Source organism: Pseudomonas sp. TE3728, assembly GCF_056279145.1.
The window spans coordinates 4,112,198-4,139,129 of record NZ_JBWBQT010000001.1; the positions used below are offsets into that span (position 1 = coordinate 4,112,198).

Sequence of the window (26,932 nt, forward strand, 5' to 3'; positions counted from 1 at the left end):
AAACGATTGAAATTCGAGCCGCGCAGTATGCGACTAAACGCAGCCTGTACGACAGACCGGCGACGCAGTTAAGCTGGCACTATCTTGTTGGAGCACCCTGTTGATGCTGACCCTCGGAAATATCCTCGTGTTGATGCTGCTCGCCACCGGTGGCGCGTGGTTGTGGCACAACCACGGCTTGCGCGAACGTGCGTTGGAGCGGGTCATGCAGCATTGCGCCAAGCTTCGGATCGAGCTGCTGGACGGCAACGTAGCCTTGAAGAAGATCGCCTTCATTAAAGACGCCAATGGCCGTCGGCGCCTGGCCCGTGTGTATAACTTCGAATTCACCGTGACCGGCGAAACCCGCCACACCGGCACCATCACCCAATTCGGCGCCCATAGCGCACAGATCGAGCTCGCGCCCTACCCGATGCCGTTCGACGACACTCCGCCGGTGGTCGATATCGCGAAGCCCAGAGCCGAGGTGATTGAACTGAGTCAGTGGCGGCAAGAACACACAAAATGGCGTCCATAAATCAAAAGATCGCAGCCTGCGGCAGCGCCCACAGGCGCGTAGGAGCTGCCGCAGGCTGCGATCTTTTGATCTTCAACCCGACAGACAGTCGGTCAGATCTCTTTGCAGCTCTTCAACAGCCTGCGGCTCACTGAAAATCAACTCAATACGCGAATCCCGACGCCATTCACTGATCTGCCAATCCAGTAACGAGTTATCCAGCGCATTCGCCGACACCCACCCCTCGGCGCTGTGGATAACCAGCTTCGCCCGCCGCCATTCAAGGCGCTCAAGCCATCTCCCGATCAATACGGCATCGAAAATCTGACTCGGATGCCACCGCCATCCAACGCTCCAGCCACCCTCCTGCACCTGACTCAAGCAAATCGGCAGCGTGGGGTCAGTCCAGATAGCCGGCATCTGCGCCAATCCCTTGGGCACAACAAAGTTATCCACACCCCCGACAGCCTGAGCCCCGAGCCCCGGTAATTCGCTCAACGGCAAGACGGCTTGCTGCGTCCAGTACAAAGGACGCATCGGCAACTGTGCGGCGATTCGTTGGCGATCGCTGTCGTTGATGTTTTCTGCCTTGTTCAGCAACAGCAACCCGGCACTGTCCAAGGCTTGCTGTTGCGCCTCAGGCAACGGTTTTCCGGCCGCCAGCGCCTGAGCATCCAGCACCAGCACGCACGGCTGCACCGCCAGGACACCTTGCCACGGAACCTCACTCAATTGCCGGAGTAACTGCGCCGGATGCCCTAGCCCGGAGGGTTCGATGAACAGTCGATCCGGTCGTGCCTTGCGCAGCAACCGCCCGAGGCCGATCTGAAACGGGGCACCATTGACGCAACACAAACAGCCCCCGGCCACTTCCCCCAGTGCGATACCATCGGCATCCTGGGTCAACAGCGCGGCATCCAGACCGATCTGGCCGAACTCGTTGATCAACACCGCCCAGCGCTCACCCGCGGGCCGCTGTGCCAGCAGGTGCTTGATCAGGCTGGTCTTGCCGGCACCTAGTGGGCCAGCAATGACGTGGGTGGGAATGTTCTGCAACATGGTCGAGGTTTTCTGAGGAGGTAAAGAATGCGGTTGATGGGATGGTCGTTGCTGCTGGCGCTCACATCGGGCGAAGCGCTGGCCCAGGCTTGCGTGGTGCACAGCACGGCTGAGCGGCTCGACGTGAAGGTCTGCCAGCAAAACCGCAACATCCCGGAAAAACTGTTCGCCGACGGATTCTGCCAGCCGAACCTGCCTGGGCAGAAAGTCGAGGTGCAGTACGTCGATCAATGCCCTACCGGCGCGTTCGGGGTGTGCAGCAACGCTCAAGTCGCCAATATGCCTTACCAGCAGGATATTCACTATTACGGCGTGGCCACCGATGCGGCGTATCTGAAGCCGTTTTGCGAAGCCCAGAGCCAGGGAACCTGGCTCAAACCTTGAGCGGCTAGCTCAGCCAGTCAAGGGTCAGGATCAAACGACGCTCGCCTGGCGCCGGCTGCGGCGAGCGGTGGATCAAACCGAAGCCTTCGTTGCCGTGCCACTTCTCCCCTTTAAGCAACGCCACTTCGCCACTGGAGATTTGCTGGATCAGCGACTCGTCCTGCGGTTCGGCCTCAGGTTTGCCTAATTGCCGGCGATCCATCGCCCCTTCTTTCAGCCATTGGCTGCCGATACCTGCGTAGGTGGTGATCAACCGCACCGGCACGTGATCGACGTGGAAACGCGGGCACATGGCTTTGTCCAGAACCCGCAGGCGCAGGCCGATACGCTGGGCGCCCAACAGGCAGGTGAAAGCACTGACCAGCCAGGAAACATCGGCAATAAAGCCTTCGTAGCCTTCCAGATCGCTGAAGCCTGAGGCTAAACCGTGGAGATTGGGTTCGGCGTCCTCGCCGGGCATTTCCAGGGACAACGACTCGGCCAGCGGCTCATTCAGGGACAACAACAAGCGACCGAAATCGGTAATGTGCGCCGGGAGTTGGCGTTGCCAGAGGGCCAGGTTTACGCCGTCGTCCAGAATTCCGGTCAGCGCTTTTGGCGTATCACCTTGAACCTGACGAATGACCGGTCGCAGTTTAAGACTGGGCGCCAACATCAGGCGGCCGCCTCTTCGTGCCAAGGACCGAACGGATCGGGCAGTAACTGCCAGCCCTCGACACCCAAGGCCATTTCAGCATCCGTCAGCAGGCAGTTATCGAGTTCGGCGGCGAGTTGCGCGAAGTCGATGTTCTGGCCGATAAACACCAGTTCCTGACGGCAATCACCGGTGGCGGCCGTCCAGTTTTCCATGATCCCGGCAGTGCTTTCTTCGTCTTGCGGCCACTGGTTTTTCGGCACGAAACGCCACCAGCGCCCGGCAAAACCGTGGCGCATCAAACCACCGGCCTGGGACCAGCTACCAGCATCCCTGTGTTTGCTGGCCAGCCAGAAATAGCCCTTGGACCGCAGCAATTTACCGTTCACCCACGGACGGTCGATGAAGTTGAAGAAGCGTTGTGGATGAAACGGTCGCCGCGCCCGATAGGCCGTGGAGGCGATACCGTATTCCTCGGTTTCCGGCACGCGTTCACCGCGCAATTCCTGCAACCATCCCGGTGCCTGAGCGGCTTTTTCGAAGTCGAAGCGCCCGGTGTTGAGGATTTTCTTGAGCGGCACTTCGCCCATGACCATCGGAATGATTTCCGCCTGGGAATTGAGCCGTTCAAGGATCGCGATCAACTCCTGGCGCTCGTTACTGCCGATCAAATCTATCTTGCTGATCAGGATCACGTCGGCGAATTCGATCTGCTCGATCAACAGGTCGGTGATCGAGCGTTCGTCCTCCTCGCCCAGGGTTTCGCCACGGGAAGCGAGGCTTTCGGCGGCCTGATAGTCGAGCAGGAAATTCATGCCGTCGACCACGGTGACCATGGTATCGAGCCGCGCGATGTCCGCCAGGCTCTGCCCTTCTTCATCGCGAAACGTGAAGGTCTCTGCCACGGGCAGAGGCTCGGAAATCCCCGTGGACTCAATCAACAGATAATCGAAACGACCCTCCTTGGCGAGTTTGCTGACTTCTTCGAGCAAATCTTCCCTCAAGGTGCAGCAGATGCAGCCGTTACTCATTTCCACGAGTTTTTCTTCGGCACGGTTCAGGCTGACATCGCGCTGAACTTCGCTGCCATCAATGTTGATCTCACTCATGTCATTGACGATCACCGCGACCCGCAAATTTTCGCGATTACGTAGTACGTAATTAAGAAGTGTACTTTTTCCGGCGCCGAGAAAGCCCGATAGGACGGTCACGGGGAGACGATTGGGCATCAGGTATTCCTCATCAGGATGTGGCCGGTCAAATCGCCCGTTGATGGCGTTCGCGCAGCTCTTCACGTTCTTTGGCTTCAATGCACAGAGTGGCGGTGGGTCGCAGCAGCAGGCGTTTGAGACCGATCTGCTCACCGGTTTCGCGACACCAGCCGTACTCACCGCGAGCCAGGTGTTCGAGGGCTTCGTCGATCTTGTCCAGGAGCTTCTTTTCCCGCTCCAGCAGGCGCAGTTGCCACTGGCGCTGTTCTTCGGCGCTGCCGATATCAGCGGGATCGCTGTGGGGTTCCTGCTCGCGTAACGCGTCAAACTCGCCGGCAATGCGCTCCTGCAGCTCGCTGCGCTGAGCCAGCAACAGCTCGCGAAAGAAGCCTTGCTGGGCGTCGTTCATGTAATCGGCGGCGGGTTGAGCGAGGAGTTCTTGTTCAGTCATGGAGATGGATCATCAGAGCGGGTGTATTTTTATGTTATAGTATAACAACACAAATAAGCCACTCCCCTCTTGTTCCTCACGACAAAGGGCACGATGCTTTAGCCCGTCCGCCCCCTTGAGAAATGCCATGGGAAACGCGCTGAAATTCTCGCTGTTGAGCCTTTCGCTGCTGATCGCGGCCGATGCCTGGGGACAAGTCCCGAGCCTGGCCAACTGCACTCGCAGCGCCAATCTGCTGGCCTGCGTGGATGCCGACGGCAATGCCTACAGCGTTAACACCGTCGGTAGCACGATCTATCTGCGCGGCTTCGAAGTAGCCGGCAAACGCCAATGGGCGCAAACCAACAGCCGCTACGGGCAACTGACATTCTTCACGGGCATCGCGTCCGATGGCGAAGCCTGGGTCGGCTACAACCGCCGGGTTGGCTGGACAACCATCAATCGGTTTTCCAGCTCCGGCGGCAGTAGCGGCAAGTTCACGTGTAGCCGGATGACCGGCTGCTAGGCCTCGAGACCGTCCGAGTGAGACGCGGCGCCGCGTCCGCATGAGCAAGTGACGTCTGAACATGGTGAAAGCCCGCTCACGAAAAAGGCATCGTCGAGTTTATTGTTATAATATAACATGCCAAATCAACTCCCACGATGGACCTGCTCATGAATGCGCTGACTCTGCCGGATATCGCCGCGCAGGCCTCACGCCAAGCCCTGCCACTCGATTGGGTGGGCATGTGCGGCATTGCTCTTCCTGTTTTACTCGATGGCCAACGACTGAGCGCAAAGGCCGACGCTGGCGTTAGCCTCGACGATGGAGAGGCACGTGGCATCCATATGTCGCGGCTGTATCTGGCGTTGGAAATGCTTGAGCAGGAAAACCTTTCGCCCGCGTTATTGCGGCGAGTCTTGCAGAATTTTCTCGAGACCCATGAAGGACTTTCCCACAACGCTTACCTAAAAATTCACAGCGAACTATTGCTCAAAAGACCCGCGCTCATCAGTCCGCTAACCGGTTGGAAAACTTATCCGGTGAGCATCGAAGCCAGTTTGAAAAACGCGATGTTCCACGTGGAACTAAAAATCGATGTTCCTTATTCCTCAACCTGCCCGTGCTCAGCAGCACTTTCGCGGCAGTTGATTCAACAACAATTCGTGGATGACTTTGCCAACAAAGCGCTTCAACACGCTGACGTTCTGGCTTGGCTCGGTTCCACGAAAGGCATCGTCGCCACGCCGCATAGCCAACGCAGCAATGCGCAATTGCAACTGCGTCTGGACGACTACCTGGATGACCTGCCGCTGATCGCCGCGATCAACGATGCGGAGGCAGCCCTCGGCACCGCAGTGCAAACCGCCGTTAAACGCGCCGACGAACAAGCCTTCGCCCTCGCCAATGGACAGAACCTGATGTTCTGCGAAGACGCCGCTCGACGCTTGAACCTGGCCCTGAAACGCTCCGTCGGAATCAACGCCTTTCACGTGCGAGTCGTTCACGCCGAAAGTCTTCATGCCCACGATGCTGTCGCCGAAAGTCGCTGGAATTGGGAGGCCGCATGATCCAATGCCAAGCCTTGCGCTGGGGCGCTCCCGGTCAACCGCTCACTCCATCGGTGGATTTCCAGTTACCCAAAGGAAGTCTGACCGCTGTCATCGGTGCCAACGGTTCGGGTAAAAGCAGCCTGCTGAAAGTCATCGCCGGTTTGCAAAAGCCACTGACCGGAAAAGTCATCATTGATGTTCCACGCAAAGGCGGCCTTTCGTTCCTGCCTCAGCAACAACATCTGGACCGGCAATTCCCCATCAGCTTGCAAGAGTTGGTGGCCGCAGGTTTCTGGGGCAGCAAACAAGCTCCACAGATTCGCAGCCAACGCCTCAAGTCTGCGCTGGAAGACTGGTGCCTGACCGGCCTGGAACATCGCCCATTGATGGCCCTCTCCGGAGGCGAACTGCAACGTGCGCTGCTCGCCCGGTTGAGTCTCGCCGAAGCCCCTTTGCTGCTGCTCGACGAGCCCCACGCCGCACTCGATGAACTCGGCCAGATGCTGCTCTGGAAACACATCCACGCCTGGCATGCCGAAGGCCGAACGCTGGTGGTGGTGTGTCATGACCTGGCCGCCGTGCGCCAACACATCCCACAAGCCCTATTGATCAAAAGCAGCGGCTGCGTGCTCGGCCTCAGTACCGATCTGATTTACCAACAACCCCAGACGCAGGTGGCTTGATGATCGCTGCCGCTCAGCTTTGGCAACCGTTCCACGAATTCGTATTCATGCGCCGGGCGTTGCTTGGTGGCCTCGTACTGGCGTGCAGCACCGCTCCGCTTGGGGTGTTTCTGATCCTGCGGCGCATGAGCCTGATAGGTGACGCGGTGGCTCACGGCATCTTGCCGGGCGCCGCATTGGGCTTCTGGTTCGCCGGGTTGAGTCTGCCCGCGTTGACCATCGGTGGCCTCGCCGCTGGCCTGAGCATGGCCGGACTGGCAGCCTGGATCACCCGCCGCACCGGCCTGCGAGAAGACGCGAGCCTGGCCGCGATCTACCCGATATCGCTGGCCAGCGGCGTGCTGATCCTCGGTATCGCCGGCAAGCGGCTGGACCTGTTGCACCTGTTGTTTGGCTCGGCACTCGCGGTCGACGGGCCGACGTTGACCGGCATGATTTGGGTCTCGGGCTTCAGCCTGATCGCCATGGCCCTCATCTACAAACCCCTGTTGCTGGACACCCTCGACCCGCTCTTTCTGCAAACCGTCAGCCGCCTCGGGCCACTGGCTCACGGGATATTTCTGACCCTGGTGGTGCTGAATCTGGTGATCGGCTTCCAGGCTATCGGTGCCTTGATGGTGGTCGGTTTGATGATGTTGCCGGCCGCGGCTTCTCGCTTCTGGAGTCGTCGCTTGCCGGTACTGATCGCCATCGCCGCGCTGCTCGGTTGCCTCTCGGTCTGGTTCGGCTTGTTGCTGTCGTTCTACTACTCGCTACCCAGCGGCCCGGCGATCGTGCTGGTGGCTGGCGGTTTGTATCTGCTGTCCGTGGTGTTCGGTCCGGTGCACGGCTTGCTGCGCCGCCCGCCTTTGCTCACATCCCAATGAGGTGTTACCCGATGCGCGCTTTACTCGTGCTGTTCAGTTTGATGCTGTCGATGTCGCTGTCTGCCGCGGAAAAACTCCAGGTAGTCACCAGCTTCAGCATCCTCGCCGACATGACCCATCAGGTCGGCGGCGACCATATCCAGATCACCAACATGGTCGGGCCGGACGCCGATGCCCACACCTATGAGCCGACCCCGGACGATGCCAAGGCATTGCTCAAAGCCAAATTGATCATCAAGAACGGGCTAGGTTTCGAGCCGTGGCTGGACCGTCTGGTGACCAGCACCGAGACCAAAGCTGCGGTCATTAGTGCCAGCCGCGGTGTCATTCCACGCTCGCTGGATGAAGACGGCGAAACCATTCCCGATCCACACGCCTGGCACAACCTGGCGAACACCGAGCTGTACATCAGCAACATCACCAAAGCGCTGATTGCCGCCGACCCTGCCAACAAAACCGACTACGAACACAACAGCCAGGCCTACCTGAAAAAGATCTATGCCTTGCTCGCCGAGGCCAAAGCCAAGCTCGGTTCGCTGCCGCCGGGTAATCGCAAAATCGTGACCTCCCATGACGCCTTCGGCTATCTCGGTCAGGCTTACGGCATCGACTTCATGGCGCCACAAGGTTTGTCCACCGAACGTGAACCGTCGGCCGCCGAAGTCGCTGCGCTGATCACGCAGATCCGTCAGGCCAAGGTCAAAGCGGTGTTCATGGAAAACATCAAGGACGCACGCCTGCTCAAGCAAATCGCCGATGAAAGCGGCGCGCATATCGGCGGCACGCTGTACTCCGATGCCCTCGCGACGACAGGCCCGGCGAGCACGTTCGCCGGGTTGTTCGAATACAACCTCAACACCTTGTATGAGGCGTTGAGCAAGCCATGATCCGCAAGAATCCTTCCGGCGATCTGCCGCTGATTGCGGAGTCCGCGTACGTGGATAAAACCGCCATCATCTGCGGCAAAGTGGTGATCGGCGCGAACGTGTTCGTCGGTCCCTACGCGGTGATTCGCGCCGATGAAGTGGATGATTCGGGCGAGATGGAACCAATCACCATCGGCGCCAATTCGAACATCCAGGACGGCGTGGTGATTCACTCCAAGTCGGGGGCGGCGGTGACCATTGGCGAGTTCAGCTCCATCGCCCACCGCTCCATCGTGCATGGCCCCTGCACCGTTGGTAATCGCGTATTCATCGGGTTCAACAGCGTGCTGTTCAACTGCACGGTGGGCGACGGTTGCGTGGTGCGGCACAACTCGGTGGTCGATGGTCGTGACTTGCCTGAAGACTTCTACGTGCCCTCCACCACACGCATAGGCCCCAACACTGACCTGTCGCAGTTCCCACCGGTGAGCGTCAGCGCCTCGGAGTTTTCCGAGGACGTGGCGCGCACCAACGTCGATCTGGTGCGGGGCTACAAAGCCCTGCAAAACGAATTCTGACCATGAGCAGCGTGCTGATTCGCAATGCCCGGCTGGTCAATGAAGGTCGTGAGTTCGACGGTGATCTGCTGGTAAGCCACGGCCGCATCGTCAAGATCGCCAGCAGTATCGAAGGTGAAACGGCCGCCGTGGAAATCGACGCCAACGGCCAATGGCTGCTGCCGGGCATGATCGATGACCAGGTGCATTTCCGCGACCCCGGAGCGCCGGACAAGGGCAGCTTCCATACCGAATCCAGGGCGGCAGTTGCCGGCGGCATCACCAGCTTCATGGACATGCCCAACACCTCCCCGGCCACCTTGACCCTCGCCGCGCTGGCCGACAAAAAGCGTCGGGCGGCGACCAGCTCAGTGGCCAATTACGGTTTTCATTTCGGCGTGAGCAACGACAATCTCGATACCGTCGCCGCGCTCAATCCTTGTGAGGTGGCCGGAGTCAAAGTGTTCATGGGCGCCTCCACCGGCAACATGCTGGTGGACGATCCACGGATTCTCGAGCGGCTCTTCGCCGAAGTGCCGACCATTTTGTTGGCCCACTGCGAACACACACCCAGCATCGAAACCAATGCCGCGAACCTGCGAGAGCTGTTCGGCGAGCACCTTCCGCCCGCCGCTCACCCGCTGATCCGCAACGCCGAAGCGTGCTTTCGCTCCTCCTCAATGGCCGTTGATCTGGCCAGGCAACACGGCACCCGACTGCACGTTTTACACTTGAGCACTGCCCGTGAGCTGGCGCTGTTCGAAGACCAGCCGCTGGCACAGAAGCGCATCACCGCCGAAGTCTGTCTGCACCACTTGCTGTTCGATGATCGCGACTACCCGAGCCTCGGTAACCTGATCAAGTGCAACCCGGCGATCAAGACTCAGGCCGACCGCGATGCGTTGCGCAAAGCATTGTTGAGCAATCGACTGGATGTGATCGGCAGCGATCACGCACCTCACACCTGGGCTGAAAAACAGCGGCCCTACAGCCAGGCGCCGTCCGGTTTGCCGTTGGTACAACACGCCCTGCCCGCGTTGCTGGAGCTGGTGTCCGATGAGATATTGCCGATCACCGCCCTCGTGGCCAAGACCAGTCACCGGGTCGCCGATCTGTTTGCCATCCCCGACCGCGGTTACCTGCGCGAAGGCTACTGGGCAGATCTGGTGTTGATCAAACCCGAGCCTGATGGCCTTGCCGTTTCCCGGCAACCGATCCTCTCTCAATGCGGCTGGACGCCCTTCACCCACCACTGTTTTCGCCACAGCGTCGCCACTACGGTCGTGTCGGGGCAAATTGCCTGGCACGACCAACGTCTTAATGACAGCTGCCAGGGTTTAGCCCTACGGTTTATGCGCTAGCGCGCGTTATCGAAAACATTCGAGAACACGATCATGATCCACATCACCCTGCCCGATGGTTCATTGCGTGAGTACGATCAGCCACTGACTGTGTATGAAGTCGCTGCGAGTATCAGTCTCGGGTTGGCCAACGCGGCGGTGGCCGGTCGGGTCGACGGCGTGTTGGTGGATTGTGGATTCCTGATCAAGGGCGATGCCCGGGTGAGTATCGTCACACCTCAGGAGCCAGATGGCCTGGAGATCCTTCGCCGTTCCTGCGCGCTGATGCTGGCCATGGCCGTCAAACAGCTTCATCCGAATGTGCAGTTGCGAGCCGGAACGTCGCTGGGTGACGGTTTCTTTTATGAGTTTGCTTTCCGGCGCTCTTTAACGTTGGCCGAGCTGCCCCTGATTGAAGCGCGCATGCATGCATTAGCGGCAACCAACCATTCGATCCGACGGGAAACAGTTACCCGGACGACACCAACCGAACGGTTATCGCTATATCGCTTGGGAGATTTTGAAAGTTTTGCTGCAGGTCCGCATGTTCCCACCACCAAAGTGTTGCAGGCCTTTGCGCTGGATCATATTGGCGGTACCTCTGAGCAACGGATCTACGGTACATGCTGGTCCAGCCAACAGGAACTGGACACCTGGCGAGCCCCGTCGCAGGTGATGGTCGTGAACATCGATGAACGTCAGAGCGCTTATGCACACTCGGTGACCGAGACGCTGCGCCGCCGCGGATTGCGCGCCAACTCGGACCTGCGTAACGAGAAAATCAGCCACAAGATTCGCCAGCACAGCCAGAAAGTGCCGTATCTGCTGGTAGTGGGAGAGAAGGAAAAGGAAGGCGGGTTTGTCAGCATGCGCAGCGGCAGTGGTGAGGATTTCGGGGAGAAAGGGATTGAGGCGGTGTGTGAATTGTTGAATCCGCCCAGGACGGGAGGTGCCTGAGCGGACGCCTCCGCGGGCAAGCCTCGCTCCTACAGCATCTGTATCGTTCGCACGATCGACATTGATACCCCGTAGGAGCGAGGCTTGCCCGCGAAGCTTTTAGGCCCGCGGTTTAACGGTCCCGCAATCCTGGCCCAACCACACAGCGCGAGTATCGAGGCTACCCTTCTGCTGAATGCCGGTGGCGTTGAAGGTGCCGTTGACCTTGGTGGTGAACTCACGATCGCTGAGGAATGTGGCGACACCCGCACCTTGCGCCTTCGGGCAGCTGAAACGGAATTTCCACTGATTTCCGGTACGTTCGGTGATTTGCTGCTTGCAGCCCGATTGTGGGTCCGTCAGTGGAATGTTATCGGTTTTCACCTGCTCGGGCGTCAGGCACGCCCGAATCCCCTTACCGCCCATGGTGATGCCCTGCTTCTCCAGCTGCGCGCGCTGTTCAGGGGTCATCTGACTTTGTATCTGGCCAAGGATCAGTTGCAGATCGGGCAGGTTCTGGTCATCGACCTTCATGTTGCTTGAAGTCATTTCCCACAAGCCCGGCTGCAACATCTGCGCCTGAGCAGCCAAAGGCAGTGTCAAACCAAACGCAATGGCCAAACCCAGCAGACGAACGTTCATCGAGTAACTCCTGATCATTAGTGGCCGTTAGACGTCAGCCACGGGCTTCGGTTCATGGGCCAATTAAATAGCGACATTCTGCCCGGAACATGGTCTGTTAAGCATTGAATCTTCAGGAGCAAGGCTGCCCCATGGATTATTTTGGACCGCATGTTTTCGGTTATCTGATCGCAATCCTGCACACGCTGGGTTCGATTGCCGCCATCCATGCCGTATTGACCGTTCGGACCGCTCAGGGCTCGATCGCCTGGGCCCTGTCACTGCTGTTCATTCCCTACCTCACGCTTATCCCTTATCTGGTCTTCGGCCGCAGCACCTTCGACGGCTATATCAAGGCCCGACGGCAAGCCAACGAGGAAATGCGCAAGGCCATCTCCGAGCTGAACTGGCGCCCCTGGGTAGAAGAGGCGCTGGCTGCTCGTGCCTCCAGCGCCTACGCGTCGTTGAGGGCCATGCCGAAACTGGGGCGCATGCCGTGCCTGGCGAATAACGAAGTACACCTATTGATTGATGGCCAAGCCACCTTCGATGCGATTTTCGACGCCATCAGTAACGCCCGACAAGCGGTGTTGATCCAGTTCTTCATCATCCACGACGATCGCCTCGGCCAACGCCTGCACACCTTGCTGACCAAGAAAGCTGCCGAAGGCGTGGCGATTTACTTGCTCTACGACCGCATCGGCAGCCATTCCCTGCCCCATGGTTATGTACAACCGTTGCGCGATGCCGGTATCGAGGTCAAAGCCTTCGCCACCCGCAGCGGCTGGCTCAACCGCTTTCAGGTCAATTTCCGTAACCACCGCAAGATCGTAGTGGTCGACGGGATAGTCGGTTTTGTCGGCGGGCTCAACGTCGGCGACGAGTACATGGGCGAGAAACCACCCTTGGCGCCATGGCGCGACACCCACGTGCAAGTGCGCGGGCCGGTGGTGGCCTGCATGCAGGAGTCCTTTGCCGAAGATTGGTTCTGGGCAGCCCGTTCGCTGCCGCCGTTGATCCTGCCGGAGGTTTATCCGGATGACGGCGTGCTCTGCCAATTGCTGGCCACCGGCCCGGCGGATTCCTACGAAACCTGTTCGCTATTCTTCGTCGAAGCCATCCATGCGGCGATGGAACGGGTGTGGATCACCACCCCTTACTTCATCCCCGACGAAGCGGTGTTCGCCGCGTTACGGCTGGCAGTATTGCGTGGTGTGGATGTACGGATTTTGTTGCCGTCGCGGGCGGATCACCGGATCGTCTACGCCGCGTCCAGCCTTTACGCCTTCGAAGCCGTACGTGCTGGCGTACGCCTGTTCCGTTACCAGCCGGGATTCATGCATCAGAAAGTGGTGCTGATCGACAGCGAAATCAGCGCCATTGGCAGCGCCAACATGGACAACCGTTCGTTCCGGCTGAATTTCGAAGTGATGTTGCTGACGGTCGACAGTGCGTTTGCTGCCGAAGTGGAACAGATGCTCAACGATGACTTCGCCCAGGCTCACGAAATCGCCAAAGAAGAAAGCCGGGAGACCCACCGTCTGCAACAGATCGGCATGCGGATCGCCCGGCTTATTTCACCGATTCTTTAAGGGTTGTAAATGTCGTCGCGGGTCCAGGGCAGTTCATGGCTGCCATCGGGATGGGCTTTCACCGCGAGGATTTGATGCAGGTTGATCCAGCCCCTGGCGAAGGCATAGGCGCATCCCGCCAGGTACAACCGCCAGATCCGTAAAGCCTGTTCTGGCACCAGTTTGCCGGCGGCTTCCAGATTATCTTCCAGGCGTTCGCTCCAGTGGTCCAGGGTTCGCGCGTAATGCAGGCGCAAGCTCTCGACATCGACAATCTCCAGCCCCGCTTCGCTGATCTCGGCCGAGATCATCGCCAAGTGCGGCAGCTCGCCGTTGGGGAACACGTACTTCTCAATGAATTCACCAGCGCCGCGCCCAACCGGACGACCATCGGTGTGCTTGGCGGTGATCCCGTGGTTCATCACCAGGCCACCCTCTTTCACCGCGCCGAACAAGGTTTTGCAGTACTCGGCAAGATTCGCATGGCCAACGTGTTCGAACATGCCGACGCTGACCACCTTGTCGAAGCGCCCGTCCTGAGGCAAATCGCGGTAGTCGAGCAGTTGCAATTCGATCTGATCCTCCAGGCCTTCGGCTTTGACCCGTTCACGGGCCAGCGCCAATTGCTCCTTACTCAATGTGATCCCGAACACCTTGGCGCCGAACTCACGAGCCGCATACCGCGCCAACCCGCCCCAGCCGCAACCCACATCCAGCAGATATTCGCCTGGCTGCAACCGCAGCTTGCGGCACAGGTGGCGAAACTTGGCTTGTTGGGCTTGCTCGAGGGTTTCACTGCCGGTCTCGAAATAGGCACAGGAATACGCCATGTCGCTGTCGAGCCACAGTTGATAAAACGCGTTGGAGAGGTCGTAGTGGTAGGAAATGGCTTTGGCATCGGTCTCTTTGTCATGAACCGTGCGCACCGGTTGTGCATCTTGATCTTCGTTGATCAGCGCCTGACTCCACTCATCGCAGACACGAATCACGTCGCTGATGGAACCTTCCAGTTCCAGCTTGCCCTCGACGAACGCCGCCCCCAACGCGTCGAGGCTAGGATGGGTGAACTGGGTAACCATGTGGGGGTCCTTGACCACAATGGTGACACTGGGCGTCGGCCCCAGATTGAACTCATGGCCATCCCAGAGTCGCAAGCGAAGCGGTAATTGCAGGTTCTGTAAGGCCGGTGGAAGTTGCGCGAGCATGAAAAGTCCCCCTTGTTTCAGACGTCAAATCTGAGGGTAGACCATCCTTGAAAAATAGCAGGCTATCGAATTAATAGCCTTTTTCTATTCCCGGTGTTGCCTGCAACACTGAAACCATCCAACGGGCGATCGTTGAAAATGACCGCCTTACCCTAGATGACTACAAATCCGGTACACAGTTCTGAAAAGTTGTAGACGCTCACACCTCATCCTTAAGCTTGAGTAGGGGTTCCTGAAAGCGTAGCAAACGCCCGGCATTCCCGAGCACTAATAACGTGCTCAAGTTGTGCAACAGCGCGGCAATCATCGCCCCTGCCGCCCCAAGCCAGCCGAATGCGGCAAACGCAACGATGGCGAGGGTCCAACCCAAACCGATGATCACGTTGACTTGCAAGGTTTGGCGGCATTGGCGACTCAAGCGCACACAGGTCCCGAGCCGGCGCAGGTCGCTGCCGATCAGTACGATATCGGCCGAAGCCAGCGCGATGTCCGCACCGCCTGCGCCCATCGCCACGCCGACCACACCAGCCTTGAGCGCCAGGGAATCGTTGATGCCGTCTCCCACCACCATCGGGCGGAATCCGCTGCCGATTTCTTTCAGCACACGATTGAGTTTGTCCTCGGGCAAGGCCTGGGCTTCGACATCGCTGATGCCCACATCCCGGGCCAGCGTGTGCGCAACGCTTTGCCGATCCCCGGTGAGCAACAACTGACGACCCAAACCCAGTTCACGCAACTCACTCAGGGCAAACCGTGCCTCGGGTTTGATACTGTCAGCGAGCAACAGCCAGGCGAGAAATTCACCGTTGAGTGCCAGCCCGGCAATCGGGCCGTCGTGTTCGGGCACAGCTGATGTGGCGATGCCCAATTGTGCGAACAGCTCCGGACGACCGAGGGCCGCTTCGCCCTGCTCGGTCATCGCCACGACACCCAGCCCCTGACGCTCATGAATGTCCGAGAGCAGCAGAAAATGTTCCTGAGTGACCAACCCGGCCAAGGCGCGGCTGACCGGGTGACTGCTGGCGGAACCGAGGCTGGCGGCGAGCTTCAGTACGTGACTGCGATCTTCCAGCGGACTGTCGATGGATTGCAGGCGCAAGGTGCCGAATGTCAGGGTTCCGGTCTTGTCGACTACTAAGGACGTCAGGTCAGCCAACTCTTCGAGGAACGCCGAGCTGCGAATCAGAATCCCGTGCCGAGCCGCCACCGCCACCCCGGCAATGGCCGTGGCCGGTGCCGACAACACCAGCGCGCAAGGGCAAGCCGCGACCAACACTGCGAGCATCGCTTGGGCATTATTGGTAACGAACCAGGTCACAGCCGCCAGCAACAACACCAGCAGCATGTAGCTGCCAGCGTAGCGTTCGAGCAATCGGGTGATCGGCGGCTTGGAACGTTCGGCGCTTTGCATCAGCGCGATGACTTTACCCAGCGTCGACTCGTGACCGGTGCGGGTCACTTCAATGCGCAGCAGGCCATCGAGATTGATCGCCCCGCCGAACACCGGCATGCCCACACCGGCTTCTATTGGCACCGACTCACCGGTGATCGAGGCGGTGTCGAGGCTTGCCTGACCGGACAACACCCGGCCATCCGCCGGCACTCGATCACCGGCACGCACCTCCACGAGATCACCGGCCTTGAGGGTGCCGTTGTCGACTTCAACAACGCTGCCATCAGCCTGAATCTTGCGTGCATGGCTGCGAGTCAGTTTGCCCAGAGCATGAATGGCTTCCTGGGAACCGATCACACTGCGCTCTTCCAGCACGTGGCCGAAGATCATGATGATCGGCAGCAACGCCGCGGTGAGCAGATCGCCTGTGGCCCAGGCACCGAGCATGGCCAGGGCGATCAGTTGATCGGTGATCCCATGCAGGCTCGGATAACGCAGGCTATACCACGCCGAGCGCATGACAGGCACGGCTACCAGCAAGGAAGCAAAACCCAACAACAATTGACTGACACCGGTCTGCTCCGGCGACAACCAGCGCCAGATCAGGCCTAGCGCAAGCAAGCCCAGAGCAAGCATGGCCAAGGTCAACTGGCGCGCGGCGCTACGTTGTTCAGCCGAGGACAACATGCTCGGCGCGGCGGCGGTTTGGGCAGTCATTGCGCTGCTCCCTGAATGATCAGGCGGGAATCATCTTTCGGATCGACCGTGGTCACCGAGCCAGCCTGCCCGAGAATCTTCGGCATCCGCTCACGGTAAATACGCAGCAGCATTTGCGGGTCGGTGCCCTGCTGTTGCGCCTTGGCCAAGCTCAGTACCGTGGCGGTGTCGGCGGAGGCTTTTGCCAGGCGCTCGCTGGCTTGGGCGTGAGCCACTTGCAACGTGCGGTCGGCTTGTTCGGTGGCGCTTTGAGTCAACTTCTCGGCTTCAGTGCGCGCGTTGGCCACGGCTTTGTCGGCCTGCTGGCTGGCGGTTAACACCGCGTTGAACGCGTTCACCGCCGGGCCGGGCAGACTCGATTGCACATCGACCCGCGCCACTTCAATGCCCATCCCCTGCCCGGTCGCCGTCAGTTCGGCCAAGCGTTGATTGATGCCCTGCACCAGATCGCCACGTAGACGTTCGCGGCGCTCAGCGGCCTGATTGTCGGCGCCGATCAGTTCCGGTCGCGCCACCAGGATGGTGTCCAGGTCGCGCGCGGCGGTGAGCGCCACGGCACTGCGCGTCACCAGCCGATCCAGTGCCGGCAGCACATGTTCACCTTGGAGAACGAAGGCATAGGGCTCGGTGACTTTGTAGAACACCCGCACATCCAGTTGCACCACGCCTGCATCACCGGTCAGCAGATAACCGGAACCGGCGAGCGCATCGCTGATGGGCGTGGCGAAACTCGCGACTCGATCCGCCTGCAATGCAGCATCCGAGCGCAGCAGACTTTCCACCCGACGCTCGATCACCCGATCCGCCGCAGGCAACAAGATGACCTGCTCAAACGGGCGCGGCCATGCCAACAGCAAACCGGCATTTTGAATCCGATCCAGTGCGCCGAAGTGCAGCACCACGGCACGATTTTGCGGGTCGATTTGCCGCACATTGGAAAATGCCCAAGCCAACGCAGCCAGCACGGTCACGGCGTACAGCGCCAGAAAAGCCAAGCGTCCGGCCTGAATCCAGGGGCTGCTCAACTCATTTGTTCCACGTGGAACTAAACTCATGGCTGCGACCCGGACTTGTTATCGAGCGTCGGCGGACCGTCGACCAACACCCGGAACGGTGCGGCATCGGTACGTAAAATCAGTTTGGTGCCTGGCGTGACGATAGTGCCCAAGGTGTCGAGAGAGCGCAGCAAGTTGTAGAGCTGCGGCGAACCGGCGTAGGCACGGCCGTATATCTGCGCCGCTTCGACGCGGGATTGGGCTTCGATGTCTGCAGCTTTCACCGTCGCATCGGCTTGCACGATTCGCGCATCACGCTCGGCCGCCGAGCGAATTTGCGCAGCTTCACGCTTGCCGATGGCCGTGCGTTCAGTGGCGATGGTTTCACGCTCGGCGCGCATACGATCGACCGTCGCGGTGAGCGTCACCGACGGCAGGGTCAAACGCTCGATGCCGACTTGCAGCACTCGCACGCCATAGGTGGTGAGCAACTGTTGATCGATCTGCTGACGCAACTGCGCTTCAAAATCGGCGATGCGCACTTGGTTGGCATCGGTGTTCACCAAATTGGCCAGATCGAAATTGCTGGCGGTGGTTTCCAGCGCCGAGCCGACAAAGGTGCGGATCTGCCGCGCGGCTTCGTCCGGCTGGTTCTGTACGGCGCGCATAAAGCGTTGCACGTTGTCCGGATCACCTTGCACCTGCCAGGCCACGTAAGCTTGCACGATGATGCGCAAACCATCGCGCGTGCCCACATCCTGCAAACCGCTGGAGGTGGTGCGCAGCCGCAGATCCACCGGGATCGCCGCTTCGAACGGTGCCGGCCAGCGCCAGCCAAGACCGGGTTCCAGCAACACCCGCGATGGATTGCCGAAGCGAGTGATGACCGTGGCCTCCCCCGAGCGCACTTGCACCAGGCTCGCCGCCGCAATGGCAAACGCCACTAACAGCGCCGCCCAACCCATTCGCCGCCACGGGAAAGGGCCAGCTTCGTGTGGATCACCGTGGTGGTGATGGTGATGGCCGTGGTGATGTCCGCCATGGCCGTGATCGTGGCCAGCGTGGTCATCGTGATCGCGATTGTGTGTAGGCGTCGGCTGGCTCAATGGACGGCTCCTGGCTGAACGGTATTACGCGGCGGCGCAGGATCAGCCGGCAGCGTGAATGTACGTAGGTCGATGGTCGGCGCATTACCGCTGCCGCCCAGACGATGATCGAGAATCAGCAGCCTGGCGTTGGCCAAACCTTGGGTCAGCTGGCTGAGGTATTGCTCCAGCACGAAGGCCTGGCCGGCGCTGGAATAAGCCTTTCGCTCGGCGGCAAATTTCAGGTCGGCGGCCTGAGCGGTCGAGTTGATTTCATGAGCACTGGCCGTGGCTTGATCGTGAGCGAGGCTGGCTTGCAATTGCGCCTGATTGGTCGCCTCGGCCGCAGCCCCGCGCTCACGGGAAATCAACGCCTGAGCTGCAATCTGCGCCGCTTGCACGCCGTGATAAGCATTGGCTGCCCCCGCTGGCGGGTGGATGGCCTCGACCACCGTGGCGAGAATTTCCACACCGCTATCGAGTTTTTGCAGGTCAGCCTGCACGGCACGGCCGATCTCTTCGGCCAGCCCTACCCTGTCCTCGCCGAGCAAACCATCGAGGGTTCGTGAGGCAAAATCGTGAACCAGAATCCGGCTGGCGGTGCTGCGGATCAACGTTGGCACATCGGCGCTGTTGTACGTTGCGGCTAATGCCGCCTGATCGCTCAAGCCGATGCGATAGATGAAGCGCACGTCCATGTTGACGATCTGGAAGCTCTGTTTGTCAGCGCGGCTGCTGGCAATGACTTGGGATTTGTCGTTCACATGGCTGGCGTCCCACAATCGATTGGCAATCGCCGGTGCCGGGCCTTCGGCAGGTTCGGCCGCGACCGGCGCCGACGTTTCGCCAACGCTGGTGGCCAACTCGTGGACCACTCCGTTTCCAACGCTCAGCACGCGGCCCAGCGGCCACGGTAAACCGGCGTGCAAACCGGGACCAAACACCTCCACCGGTTTGCCGAAACGCTCGTAGATACCGCGCCCTTGCAGGGGAATTTCGTGAATGCCGGTGAGCGACCAACCGACGATAGCCACCACTGCCAGCACCGGCAAAAACGCCCGGCGCATGTAGGTGAAGGCCCAGATTTGTCGCAGGTCGATACCAAAGCGATTGTGCAATTCGTGCTGCAATGCGAGCAAAGGCTGCGGCGGCCAACGCAGCATGTCGGCGACAAAGCTTCGAGCCAGCAAGGCCGGTTCCAGCTGTTCACGACGAGGACTGAACAGCGACAACACGGCCCGCAGCAGCAACTCGACGGCGACCATTCCCGGCAGCAAACCGATCAGCACCGCCAGACGCGCCGGCCAGACTGATGTTTCGCTGCCGAACAACAAACACAGTGCGCTGAGCACCAGGCAAATAATCGCGACCCGTGTCAGCTGCGCCAACGGCCCTGCTTCGGGCCACTGGGCGACGTTTTCCTGTGCCAGTTGCCGCTCCAGCACCAGCAAACCGAAAGCCAGCAGCAACGATAGTGTGGCGCCGACACTGGCCGACAATCCCAGCACGGCGGGCGGCAAGGTCAGATTCCAGACTTGCTCGATGCTGTACAACGTCAATAACGCCCAGCCAGCCAACCATAGCGTCGGCGCACCGATCTGCCCCAGCAAGCGCAACCAACGTTGGCTGATCCGGTCCAGCAACCGCTCGTACCAGCCTTCAGCGGCAACGACTTCCTCAGCGACAACCACCGGCACCGACAATGCCGGATTCATCGCCCGTGCGCGCCACTGCGTTACCCACCAGGCCGATTGCAGGCCGGCGACCAGCACCAGCAAACCGGCGCTCTGATTGACCAACAACGCCGGCCAGAGCGACTGCGGTGCAAATAGCCCGACAAAAAACGCCAGTACCAGCCCAATTGCCGCCAAGGCTCCCAAACCCATTGCGAATTGCCGCAATCGACGCCCTTGAACGACCGCCTGCTGAAAGCGCGGCAGCGCTGCTATTTGTGCCCCATCGCCATCGAGATCGACTTGCATAACACCCCAGCCATCGCTCACATCACAGTTCGTTACGATATAACGAAAGTGGTGAAATATTCGTCGTAAATTGCTCTATCTAAAAGCGCCGGACCTGTCGCCAAGCTGAAGCCTTGACCGAAATGGCTCGAAACGCACATATTACGTTCGTAATTTTTACCAAAGGCTACTTTTATCGATCCTGCCCCCTTTCATCAGGAGTACCACTATGAGCACCTATGACGTCGTGATTCTGGGCGCAGGCCCCGGCGGTTATAACGCAGCGATCCGCGCCGGCCAGCTGGGTCTGAAAGCAGCCTGCGTGGAAGGCCGCGCCACTCTGGGCGGGACCTGCCTGAATGTCGGTTGCATGCCGTCCAAGGCTCTGCTGCATGCCTCCGAACTCTACGACGCGGCCATGGGGGCGGAATTCGCCAACCTGGGGATTGAGGTCAAACCTGTCCTCAACCTGGCCCAGATGATGAAACAAAAAGATGAAAGCGTTACCGGGCTGACCAAGGGCATCGAGTTTCTGTTTCGCAAAAACAAAGTCGACTGGATCAAGGGCTGGGGCCACATCGACGGGCCGGGCAAAGTCACGGTGACCGACAGCCAGGGCACCAAGACCGAGCTGAGCGCCAAGGACATCGTCATCGCCACCGGTTCCGAGCCCACTCCCCTGCCGGGTGTAGACATCGACAACAAACGCATTCTCGACTCCACCGGCGCACTGTCACTGGGCGAAGTGCCGAAGCACTTGGTGGTGATTGGTGCCGGGGTGATCGGCCTGGAGCTGGGCTCGGTATGGCGGCGCCTGGGCGCCCAAGTGACGGTGGTCGAATTTCTCGACCGGATCTGCCCCGGTGTGGATGGCGAGGCAGGCAAGACCCTTCAGCGCTCATTGAGCAAGCAAGGCATCAGCTTCAAGTTGAGTTCGAAAGTCACCAGCGCCACGACGTCGGCGAGCGGTGTTCAGCTCAGCGTCGAACCGGCCGCGGGTGGCACCGCCGAGTTACTTGAAGCCGATTACGTGTTGGTGGCCATTGGTCGACGCCCTTATACCCAAGGCCTGGGGCTGGAAAACGTCGGTCTCTCCACGGACAAACGCGGCATGCTCGCCAATAAGGGCCACCGCACTGAGGCCGCTGGCGTCTGGGTGATCGGTGATGTCACGTCTGGGCCGATGCTTGCCCACAAGGCCGAAGACGAAGCCATGGCCTGCATCGAGCAAATCGTCGGCAAGGCCGGCGAGGTCAATTACGACCTGATCCCGAACGTGATCTACACCAAACCGGAGCTGGCCAGCGTCGGCAAGACCGAAGAACAGCTGAAAGCCGAAGGTCGCGCCTATAAGGTCGGCAAATTTCCCTTCACCGCCAACAGCCGGGCGAAGATCAATCACGAAACCGAAGGCTTCGCCAAAGTATTGGCCGATGAGCGCACCGACGAAGTCCTCGGCGTGCACCTTGTGGGCCCCAGTGTCAGTGAGATGATTGGCGAATATTGCGTAGCCATGGAGTTCAGTGCCTCGGCCGAAGATATCGCCCTGACCTGTCATCCACACCCGACCCGCTCCGAAGCATTGCGTCAGGCGGCAATGGATGTGGAGGGGATGGCGACACAGATGTAAGCCTGGAGGTTGATGGAGACTGAACTACCGCTATCGCGAGCAGGCTCGCTCCGACATTTGATCTGTGGCGTTCACAAAACCAATGTGGGAGCGAGCCTGCTCGCGATGCAGTCGACGCGATCTAAAGCGGTAAATGCCCCAACGACAATGCCCCCGGGGTCTTCACCGTGTGAATCGCAAAGTTGCTGCGAATGTCGCTCACACCCGGCAATTTCAGCAATCGCCCGGTGAGAAAACGGTCATAAGCGCGCAAATCCGGCACCACCACTTGCAGCAGAAAATCCGATTCCCCTGACACCAGAAATGCCGAAATCACCTCAGGTAATGCCGTCACGGCCAGGCGAAACGCTTCAGCCTGTTCATCGTTGTGACGTTCAACTTTGACCCCGACAAACACCGTCAGCCCAAGGCCCACTTCATCTCGATCCAGATTGGCCTGATAGCCGCGAATCACTCCCGCTTCTTCCAGCATCCGTACTCGACGCAAACAGGGCGAGGCGGACAAACCGATTTCGTCAGCCAATTGCACGTTGCTCAGGCGACCGTCCCGTTGCAGCGCCGCGAGAATCTTGCGGTCGTAGGCGTCTAGTTTCATGGTTTGGCAGATCCCGATAGTTCGATCATCACAAAATGGCAGGTTATGCCAAATATCGAAGCTTTAGAAGCTGACTACGCAACCACCTGCCCTGCTCTTCAGCCATAGACTGACCTCACCAAATCGACAACGAATGGGGTGCAACATGGCAGGACTCTGGCTGTTTTTCATGGCATTGGCGGTGGTGTACTTGTTGCCCGGCCCGGACATGATTCTGCTGTTGCAGACCGGCGCGCGTCAGGGCAAAGGCGCGGCGCTGGCCACGGCGTTGGGGCTGGGCATAGCGCGTGGTTGTCATGTGGCCTTGGCGGCGCTGGGTTTGGCGGCGCTGTTCAAGACGGCGCCCTGGACCTTCGACGTGGTGCGCCTGGTCGGGGCCGCGTACCTGCTGTGGATCGGCATTCAGTGCCTGCGCACCACGCTGCTGCCGAGCTTGAACAGTGCAGGTTCCACGACTGAAAAATCGCATTGGCGCGAGGCGATCCGGCGCGGTTTGCTGACCAATCTGCTCAACCCCAAGGCGCTGCTGTTCTGTTCGGTGCTGTTGCCGCAGTTCATCGAACCTCACGCCGGGCCAGTGCTCGCGCAATTTACAACGCTGGGCGTGATGCTGGTCGGTGTCGGGTTGTTGTTCGACAGTGCCTATGCGTTGGTCGGCGCCGCACTGGGCCGCTGGCTGCAACGCAGTCCATCGGCCCAGCGGGTGCAGCAGTGGTTGTTCGGCAGCCTGCTGATCGGCTTTGCGGTGCGGCTGACTTTTGTGCAGCAGGCTTGAGGGTTATTGCGCTCTACGACGGCGGCGACTGATCAGCAGCAAAGCCGCCGCCGTGATCGCCACAATAGCGCCTACTTGCACTGGCGTCTTGTAAGGCCGCAGCATCGAACGCGTAGCATCGGTAGCTTGGGTTACATAACGTTTGCTGGCGTTCTCAAAGTCGGGATAAGGGCATTGGTGACCAAAGTTCTCTGCCCAATCCACGTACGGACCTTCTTTCACATACCGTTGGTAGAAGGCACTTTCTTCTTCAAGGCTGGTGTTCCACCCCGCCGCCGCACACAACACCGCCGCAAAAGCCTGGCTGGTATGAGGCAGATTATCGGCAGCACGACTGGCCAAAGCCGTTGCGACATAACGATAGTGATAGCGCTCATCGGGTTGAGCGGCGCTGGCTTGCTGACGCACGACCTCATCTTCAGCCACTAACGGGCCGACCTTTAGCTCACGGCTCTCAAGGCTGTAATTACCGCCGAACGTGGCGTAATCCGGCGCCATTTCGTAGCCGAGAAGCTCCATGCCCCATTGCCGCGCCGTCGAAGCGGCGTTGAACAACGCCGCGGCACGTTTGGTCGGCCACCAGGCAGCGTCCGCCTCCTGACGCAACTGCCCATACGCCTTGGCCTTGTTCTGCAGATCGACGTTGTCGAAGTAAGCCGGCGCTTCGTCATAACGCCCTTCACGCAACAGACGCCGCCCGAGCAAATTGCGCAGGTTCGCGGCTACCGGCAACGGCACATAATTGTCGCGATCCTGTTGGCTGAGCGGCGGCGGTGCGGGCACCTGAGTGTCGACGTACTGCTTGAGTTCATCGAGGGTCAGCACCCGCTCGGCAACGGTGGCCGCGTCGTACCAATAAATGCTTTGGCTGCGATAGAGCTGGTCAAAGGCTTGCAGATAATCGCCGCGTTGCAGGGCCAGGATTGCGCTTTCGCCGTCGACCCGGCACTTGGGCTGCACCGTTTCGTAATCCCAGTCCGGGGTCCGTCGTTCGCCCCAGGACTCATTCTGCGGGAAGGCCTGGGCGGCCTTGGCGTAGGCCGCCGCGGCAGCGCTTTTGTCGCCATCACGCAACGCCAGTTTCGCCCGCAGCCACCACGCGAGGCCGCCGTCACCGGCCTGTTCGAGGAAGGCTTTGGCACTGGCGTAATCGCCCTGTTGATAATTCATCGCCGCCAGACGATCCGCGTTATCCAGGCTGCCACGGGTGCTGTTTTGCAGCAGCTTGATCAGTTTCTGTTCGTTCGGTGGTTGATCACCGAATGACCAGCCCAGTCGACTGATCAACGACGCCGTCACCAATTGCTGCACCGCTTTGCCCTTGAGCAACACGGCCAGTTGATCGTCGGGCATTACCATCAGATCGGCCATCAACAACTTCAAAGAGCTGTAGCCCACCGCCGAACCGTGGAGGTTCTGCGTCGCATAAAGTTCGATGGAGCTATCCCAATCACCAGCGGTGAGGGCCACTCGCGCTTCTTCGCCGAGGCTGGCAACACCCAGTTCCAGCGGGTCGCTGAAGCCGTCGATACTCAATTGACGAGTCTGCTCGAAGGCTTTGCGCGACTGAGCCAACAGGTCCGAGCCGGCATCCGCCTCTGAACTCATGGCAAACAGCGTCCGCCCCAACGAGTAAGCCGCCCAGGTACTGCGCAATGCGCGTTGATCTGCCGGCAGCGCCAGCACCTTCTGAAAATATTCGGCGGCCAAACCATGGTCACCCGCGTTGAACGCCACCGCGCCCGCCAGATAGAACATGTGCTCGGTCGGCAGGCTCGCGCCTTGCTCTTCAACCTGACGGGCATCGGTCAGGCTACGCAGCTGTTGCACCAGCGCTTGCTGCTCAGGCGTCAGGCCGGCCTGTTCGGCGGTGTTGCGCTGCCCCGCGTAATCCGGCGCATCGCCGTAACCGTCCCCCGGAATGTTGGTGGCAGCCGTGACATTTTTCAGTCCCGCGATGGCATGCCCGAGGCGACTGATCTCAAAGTTGAAGTTGCCTTCCGGAAGTTCCGCCAGCGACTGGCCACGGTTGTCCAGCAGGCGCATGGGGAAGTCCGGCCCGCAGGCCAACGCCGAACCCAACGGCAGGCTGAGGCTCAGGCAAAGCAGATGGCGGGGCCAGTTACGGGTGAACATTCGAACCTCCTTGATCAATAGTTGCGCAGCGGGCCCAACCGATGGCGCGCTGCCCGCCGGCGGGGATTCGACCCTCGCGCAGGCGGGTGAAGGTAAGCAGATCCGGGCGCTGTTGCAATGCATAACCGGCCAATGCATCGGCACCATCGCAGCCCTGCACCGCCAGTGTTAGGCGTTCGGGCCATGCGCTGTCGAGGTTGCCTTGGTTGCTGACGCTGATGTCGTAGAGGCCGTCCTGCGCCGAGAGCTTCAGCCCCACGCGGTTGTCGAGCGTATCGCCGCGCGCCACGGCGATGAGCGTCGTCAGGCTCCAGGCCCTGCGATCATTGGCCAGCGGCAGGCGAAACCAGATCAGCCCGGCCAGATGAGCCGGTGGATCGGCGCGCAACTCGGCGACGAGTTTGCTCAGTTGCAGCGGATCCGCCAGTAACTCCCGGCGTTTGCCGCCCCGCTCGATGGGCACTTCGCTTTCCACGACCGGCGCACCACCGTCCCCCGGCAACAGCGCCACGCCATAAGCCGGTAGCGCCAGATAAAACGGTTTCGACGTGACACGGCTCCAGGCCCTGGCCCATTGCCGGGCCTGATCCGGGTCGAACAAGCCACGCCGTGGATCGCTCACCGCGTGCACCTGCAAGACGCTGCTGTCGACGGTCGCCAGCAGCGCCGGCAATTCAGGGCTGTCGAGCCAGGCCGGCAACGCGGTGATGCTCAACGGCAAGGAAGCGGGCAGAACGGTGCGTAAATGCGTGAGGAATTCGCGGTAGGCCGGTAGCCGGACGTTGCCCGCATCGTGGTCGATTTCCACGCCGGAGAGGATCAGCCCCTGCCCTTGCCAATCGCTGAGCACTTGCTGGATTTGTGCGGCGACCTGCTCCTGATCCAGGGCCGGGAGCTGGCCATCCAGACGAATCACCGCAATCAGCGGTCGGCCATCACGCTTGAGCAGCACCGGATCGATCCGTGCCCGGCTCCAGCCAGCCTGCGGAAAGGCCTGCAAGGCCAGCACGCGCAAGGTCGAGAAATCGGCGCGGCTGTCGCGCAGCGCGGCGTCATGGGCCGGCGTCCATTGGCGTTGCCAGACGTAGAGTTGCTGATCGAGCGGCGGCGCGTCCGGTTGCTCGCAACCATTGAGCAACACCGCTGCCAGCAAAACGATCAATCGTGTGAAAAAAGCCATGAAAAACCTTATCCCTGAAATACAAAAAGGGCCTCTGAAGGCCCTTTGTCGC

General features: G+C 60.0%; 26 protein-coding genes. 13 read left to right on the top strand and 13 right to left on the bottom strand.

Annotation, left to right across the window (positions count from 1 at the left end):
* Nucleotides 1-103: 103 nt before the first annotated feature.
* Nucleotides 104-517: a DUF3301 domain-containing protein gene (locus ACZ89R_RS17985; protein WP_095052328.1), complete on the top strand. Its 414-nt coding sequence runs from the start codon at nt 104-106 to the stop codon at nt 515-517.
* Between the two features lie 72 nt (nt 518-589).
* Here the strand turns inward: ACZ89R_RS17985 and ACZ89R_RS17990 are convergent, their stop codons facing one another.
* Entirely contained in the window at nt 590-1,555 is a 966-nt protein-coding gene (locus ACZ89R_RS17990) for a CobW family GTP-binding protein (RefSeq protein WP_429545052.1), read from the bottom strand.
* Nucleotides 1,556-1,582: 27 nt separating this feature from the next.
* Here ACZ89R_RS17990 and ACZ89R_RS17995 point away from each other — a divergent pair, with 27 nt between their 5' ends.
* A complete protein-coding gene (locus ACZ89R_RS17995; protein WP_429545051.1) occupies nt 1,583-1,939 on the top strand; it encodes an NADH:ubiquinone oxidoreductase in 357 nt (118 codons plus the stop codon).
* 4 nt (nt 1,940-1,943) lie between these two features.
* On the opposite strand, the gene ACZ89R_RS18000 is transcribed toward ACZ89R_RS17995, so the two are convergent.
* The 3 genes from ACZ89R_RS18000 to dksA are packed head-to-tail and all read right to left on the bottom strand — an operon-like array spanning nt 1,944 to nt 4,235.
* The gene (locus ACZ89R_RS18000; protein ID WP_429545050.1) at nt 1,944-2,594 is read right to left on the bottom strand and encodes a DUF1826 domain-containing protein; all 651 of its coding nucleotides are present in this window, start codon (nt 2,592-2,594) and stop codon (nt 1,944-1,946) included.
* Nucleotides 2,594-3,802, bottom strand: coding sequence for a zinc metallochaperone GTPase ZigA (gene zigA, locus ACZ89R_RS18005; protein ID WP_429545049.1), 1,209 nt, complete (start codon nt 3,800-3,802; stop codon nt 2,594-2,596). Before zigA ends, ACZ89R_RS18000 begins: the two co-directional genes overlap by 1 nt.
* A 28-nt stretch (nt 3,803-3,830) precedes the next feature.
* A complete protein-coding gene (gene dksA / locus ACZ89R_RS18010) occupies nt 3,831-4,235 on the bottom strand; it encodes an RNA polymerase-binding protein DksA (protein ID WP_429545048.1) in 405 nt (134 codons plus the stop codon).
* Nucleotides 4,236-4,362: 127 nt separating this feature from the next.
* Here dksA and ACZ89R_RS18015 point away from each other — a divergent pair, with 127 nt between their 5' ends.
* The 8 genes from ACZ89R_RS18015 (at nt 4,363) to ACZ89R_RS18050 (ending at nt 11,037) form a co-directional block, all read left to right on the top strand.
* The gene (locus ACZ89R_RS18015) at nt 4,363-4,740 is read left to right on the top strand and encodes a glutamine synthetase (RefSeq protein ID WP_192345148.1); all 378 of its coding nucleotides are present in this window, start codon (nt 4,363-4,365) and stop codon (nt 4,738-4,740) included.
* A 149-nt stretch (nt 4,741-4,889) separates the two neighbouring features.
* Nucleotides 4,890-5,786, top strand: a complete 897-nt coding sequence (folE2, locus tag ACZ89R_RS18020; protein WP_429545047.1) for a GTP cyclohydrolase FolE2 — start codon at nt 4,890-4,892, stop codon at nt 5,784-5,786.
* Nucleotides 5,783-6,451 carry a metal ABC transporter ATP-binding protein gene (locus ACZ89R_RS18025; RefSeq protein WP_429545046.1) on the top strand — a complete coding sequence of 223 codons (669 nt, stop codon included), beginning with the start codon at nt 5,783-5,785 and terminating at the stop codon, nt 6,449-6,451. The genes folE2 and ACZ89R_RS18025 overlap by 4 nt, the downstream gene beginning before the upstream one ends.
* Nucleotides 6,451-7,317, top strand: a complete 867-nt coding sequence (locus tag ACZ89R_RS18030; RefSeq protein ID WP_429545045.1) for a metal ABC transporter permease — start codon at nt 6,451-6,453, stop codon at nt 7,315-7,317. Before ACZ89R_RS18025 ends, ACZ89R_RS18030 begins: the two co-directional genes overlap by 1 nt.
* A gap of 11 nt (nt 7,318-7,328) precedes the next feature.
* Complete coding sequence (locus ACZ89R_RS18035; RefSeq protein WP_429545044.1) at nt 7,329-8,204, top strand: metal ABC transporter substrate-binding protein; 876 nt, start codon at nt 7,329-7,331, stop codon at nt 8,202-8,204.
* Nucleotides 8,201-8,761: a gamma carbonic anhydrase family protein gene (locus ACZ89R_RS18040; protein WP_429545043.1), complete on the top strand. Its 561-nt coding sequence runs from the start codon at nt 8,201-8,203 to the stop codon at nt 8,759-8,761. The genes ACZ89R_RS18035 and ACZ89R_RS18040 overlap by 4 nt, the downstream gene beginning before the upstream one ends.
* Nucleotides 8,762-8,763: 2 nt before the next feature.
* Entirely contained in the window at nt 8,764-10,101 is a 1,338-nt protein-coding gene (locus ACZ89R_RS18045) for a dihydroorotase (RefSeq protein WP_429545042.1), read from the top strand.
* A 33-nt stretch (nt 10,102-10,134) separates the two neighbouring features.
* Entirely contained in the window at nt 10,135-11,037 is a 903-nt protein-coding gene (locus ACZ89R_RS18050; protein ID WP_429545041.1) for a His/Gly/Thr/Pro-type tRNA ligase C-terminal domain-containing protein, read from the top strand.
* A gap of 99 nt (nt 11,038-11,136) precedes the next feature.
* Here the strand turns inward: ACZ89R_RS18050 and ACZ89R_RS18055 are convergent, their stop codons facing one another.
* Nucleotides 11,137-11,658: a DUF3617 domain-containing protein gene (locus ACZ89R_RS18055; RefSeq protein ID WP_429545040.1), complete on the bottom strand. Its 522-nt coding sequence runs from the start codon at nt 11,656-11,658 to the stop codon at nt 11,137-11,139.
* Between the two features lie 131 nt (nt 11,659-11,789).
* Between ACZ89R_RS18055 and cls the strand changes: the two genes are divergently transcribed.
* Complete coding sequence (gene cls, locus ACZ89R_RS18060; protein ID WP_429545039.1) at nt 11,790-13,229, top strand: cardiolipin synthase; 1,440 nt, start codon at nt 11,790-11,792, stop codon at nt 13,227-13,229.
* Here the strand turns inward: cls and cfaB are convergent.
* From cfaB to hflK (ACZ89R_RS18085), 5 genes are all read right to left on the bottom strand, one after another.
* Nucleotides 13,226-14,413: a C17 cyclopropane fatty acid synthase CfaB gene (gene cfaB / locus ACZ89R_RS18065; RefSeq protein ID WP_429545038.1), complete on the bottom strand. Its 1,188-nt coding sequence runs from the start codon at nt 14,411-14,413 to the stop codon at nt 13,226-13,228. The two genes, cls and cfaB, sit on opposite strands and share 4 nt — an antisense overlap.
* 199 nt (nt 14,414-14,612) lie before the next feature.
* Nucleotides 14,613-16,523 (bottom strand): heavy metal translocating P-type ATPase, encoded by a 1,911-nt coding sequence (locus ACZ89R_RS18070; protein WP_429545037.1) that lies wholly within the window; start codon nt 16,521-16,523, stop codon nt 14,613-14,615.
* Complete coding sequence (hflK, locus tag ACZ89R_RS18075; RefSeq protein WP_429545036.1) at nt 16,520-17,578, bottom strand: protease modulator HflK; 1,059 nt, start codon at nt 17,576-17,578, stop codon at nt 16,520-16,522. Before hflK (ACZ89R_RS18075) ends, ACZ89R_RS18070 begins: the two co-directional genes overlap by 4 nt.
* A complete protein-coding gene (gene hflC, locus ACZ89R_RS18080; protein ID WP_429545035.1) occupies nt 17,575-18,624 on the bottom strand; it encodes a protease modulator HflC in 1,050 nt (349 codons plus the stop codon). The genes hflK (ACZ89R_RS18075) and hflC overlap by 4 nt, the downstream gene beginning before the upstream one ends.
* Entirely contained in the window at nt 18,621-20,585 is a 1,965-nt protein-coding gene (gene hflK / locus ACZ89R_RS18085) for a protease modulator HflK (RefSeq protein ID WP_429545034.1), read from the bottom strand. Before hflK (ACZ89R_RS18085) ends, hflC begins: the two co-directional genes overlap by 4 nt.
* Nucleotides 20,586-20,793: 208 nt before the next feature.
* Here hflK (ACZ89R_RS18085) and lpdA point away from each other — a divergent pair, with 208 nt between their 5' ends.
* Nucleotides 20,794-22,194: a dihydrolipoyl dehydrogenase gene (gene lpdA / locus ACZ89R_RS18090; protein ID WP_429545033.1), complete on the top strand. Its 1,401-nt coding sequence runs from the start codon at nt 20,794-20,796 to the stop codon at nt 22,192-22,194.
* A gap of 121 nt (nt 22,195-22,315) precedes the next feature.
* On the opposite strand, the gene ACZ89R_RS18095 is transcribed toward lpdA, so the two are convergent.
* Complete coding sequence (locus ACZ89R_RS18095; RefSeq protein WP_429545032.1) at nt 22,316-22,789, bottom strand: Lrp/AsnC family transcriptional regulator; 474 nt, start codon at nt 22,787-22,789, stop codon at nt 22,316-22,318.
* Nucleotides 22,790-22,934: 145 nt separating this feature from the next.
* Here ACZ89R_RS18095 and ACZ89R_RS18100 point away from each other — a divergent pair, with 145 nt between their 5' ends.
* Nucleotides 22,935-23,564 (top strand): LysE family translocator, encoded by a 630-nt coding sequence (locus tag ACZ89R_RS18100; protein ID WP_429545031.1) that lies wholly within the window; start codon nt 22,935-22,937, stop codon nt 23,562-23,564.
* A 3-nt stretch (nt 23,565-23,567) separates the two neighbouring features.
* Here ACZ89R_RS18100 and ACZ89R_RS18105 read toward each other — a convergent pair whose 3' ends face one another.
* Together ACZ89R_RS18105 and ACZ89R_RS18110 are read right to left on the bottom strand one after the other, a co-directional pair.
* Nucleotides 23,568-25,700, bottom strand: a complete 2,133-nt coding sequence (locus ACZ89R_RS18105) for a hypothetical protein (protein WP_429545030.1) — start codon at nt 25,698-25,700, stop codon at nt 23,568-23,570.
* Nucleotides 25,687-26,880, bottom strand: a complete 1,194-nt coding sequence (locus ACZ89R_RS18110) for a DUF3142 domain-containing protein (RefSeq protein WP_429545029.1) — start codon at nt 26,878-26,880, stop codon at nt 25,687-25,689. The genes ACZ89R_RS18105 and ACZ89R_RS18110 overlap by 14 nt, the downstream gene beginning before the upstream one ends.
* Nucleotides 26,881-26,932 lie beyond the last annotated feature (52 nt).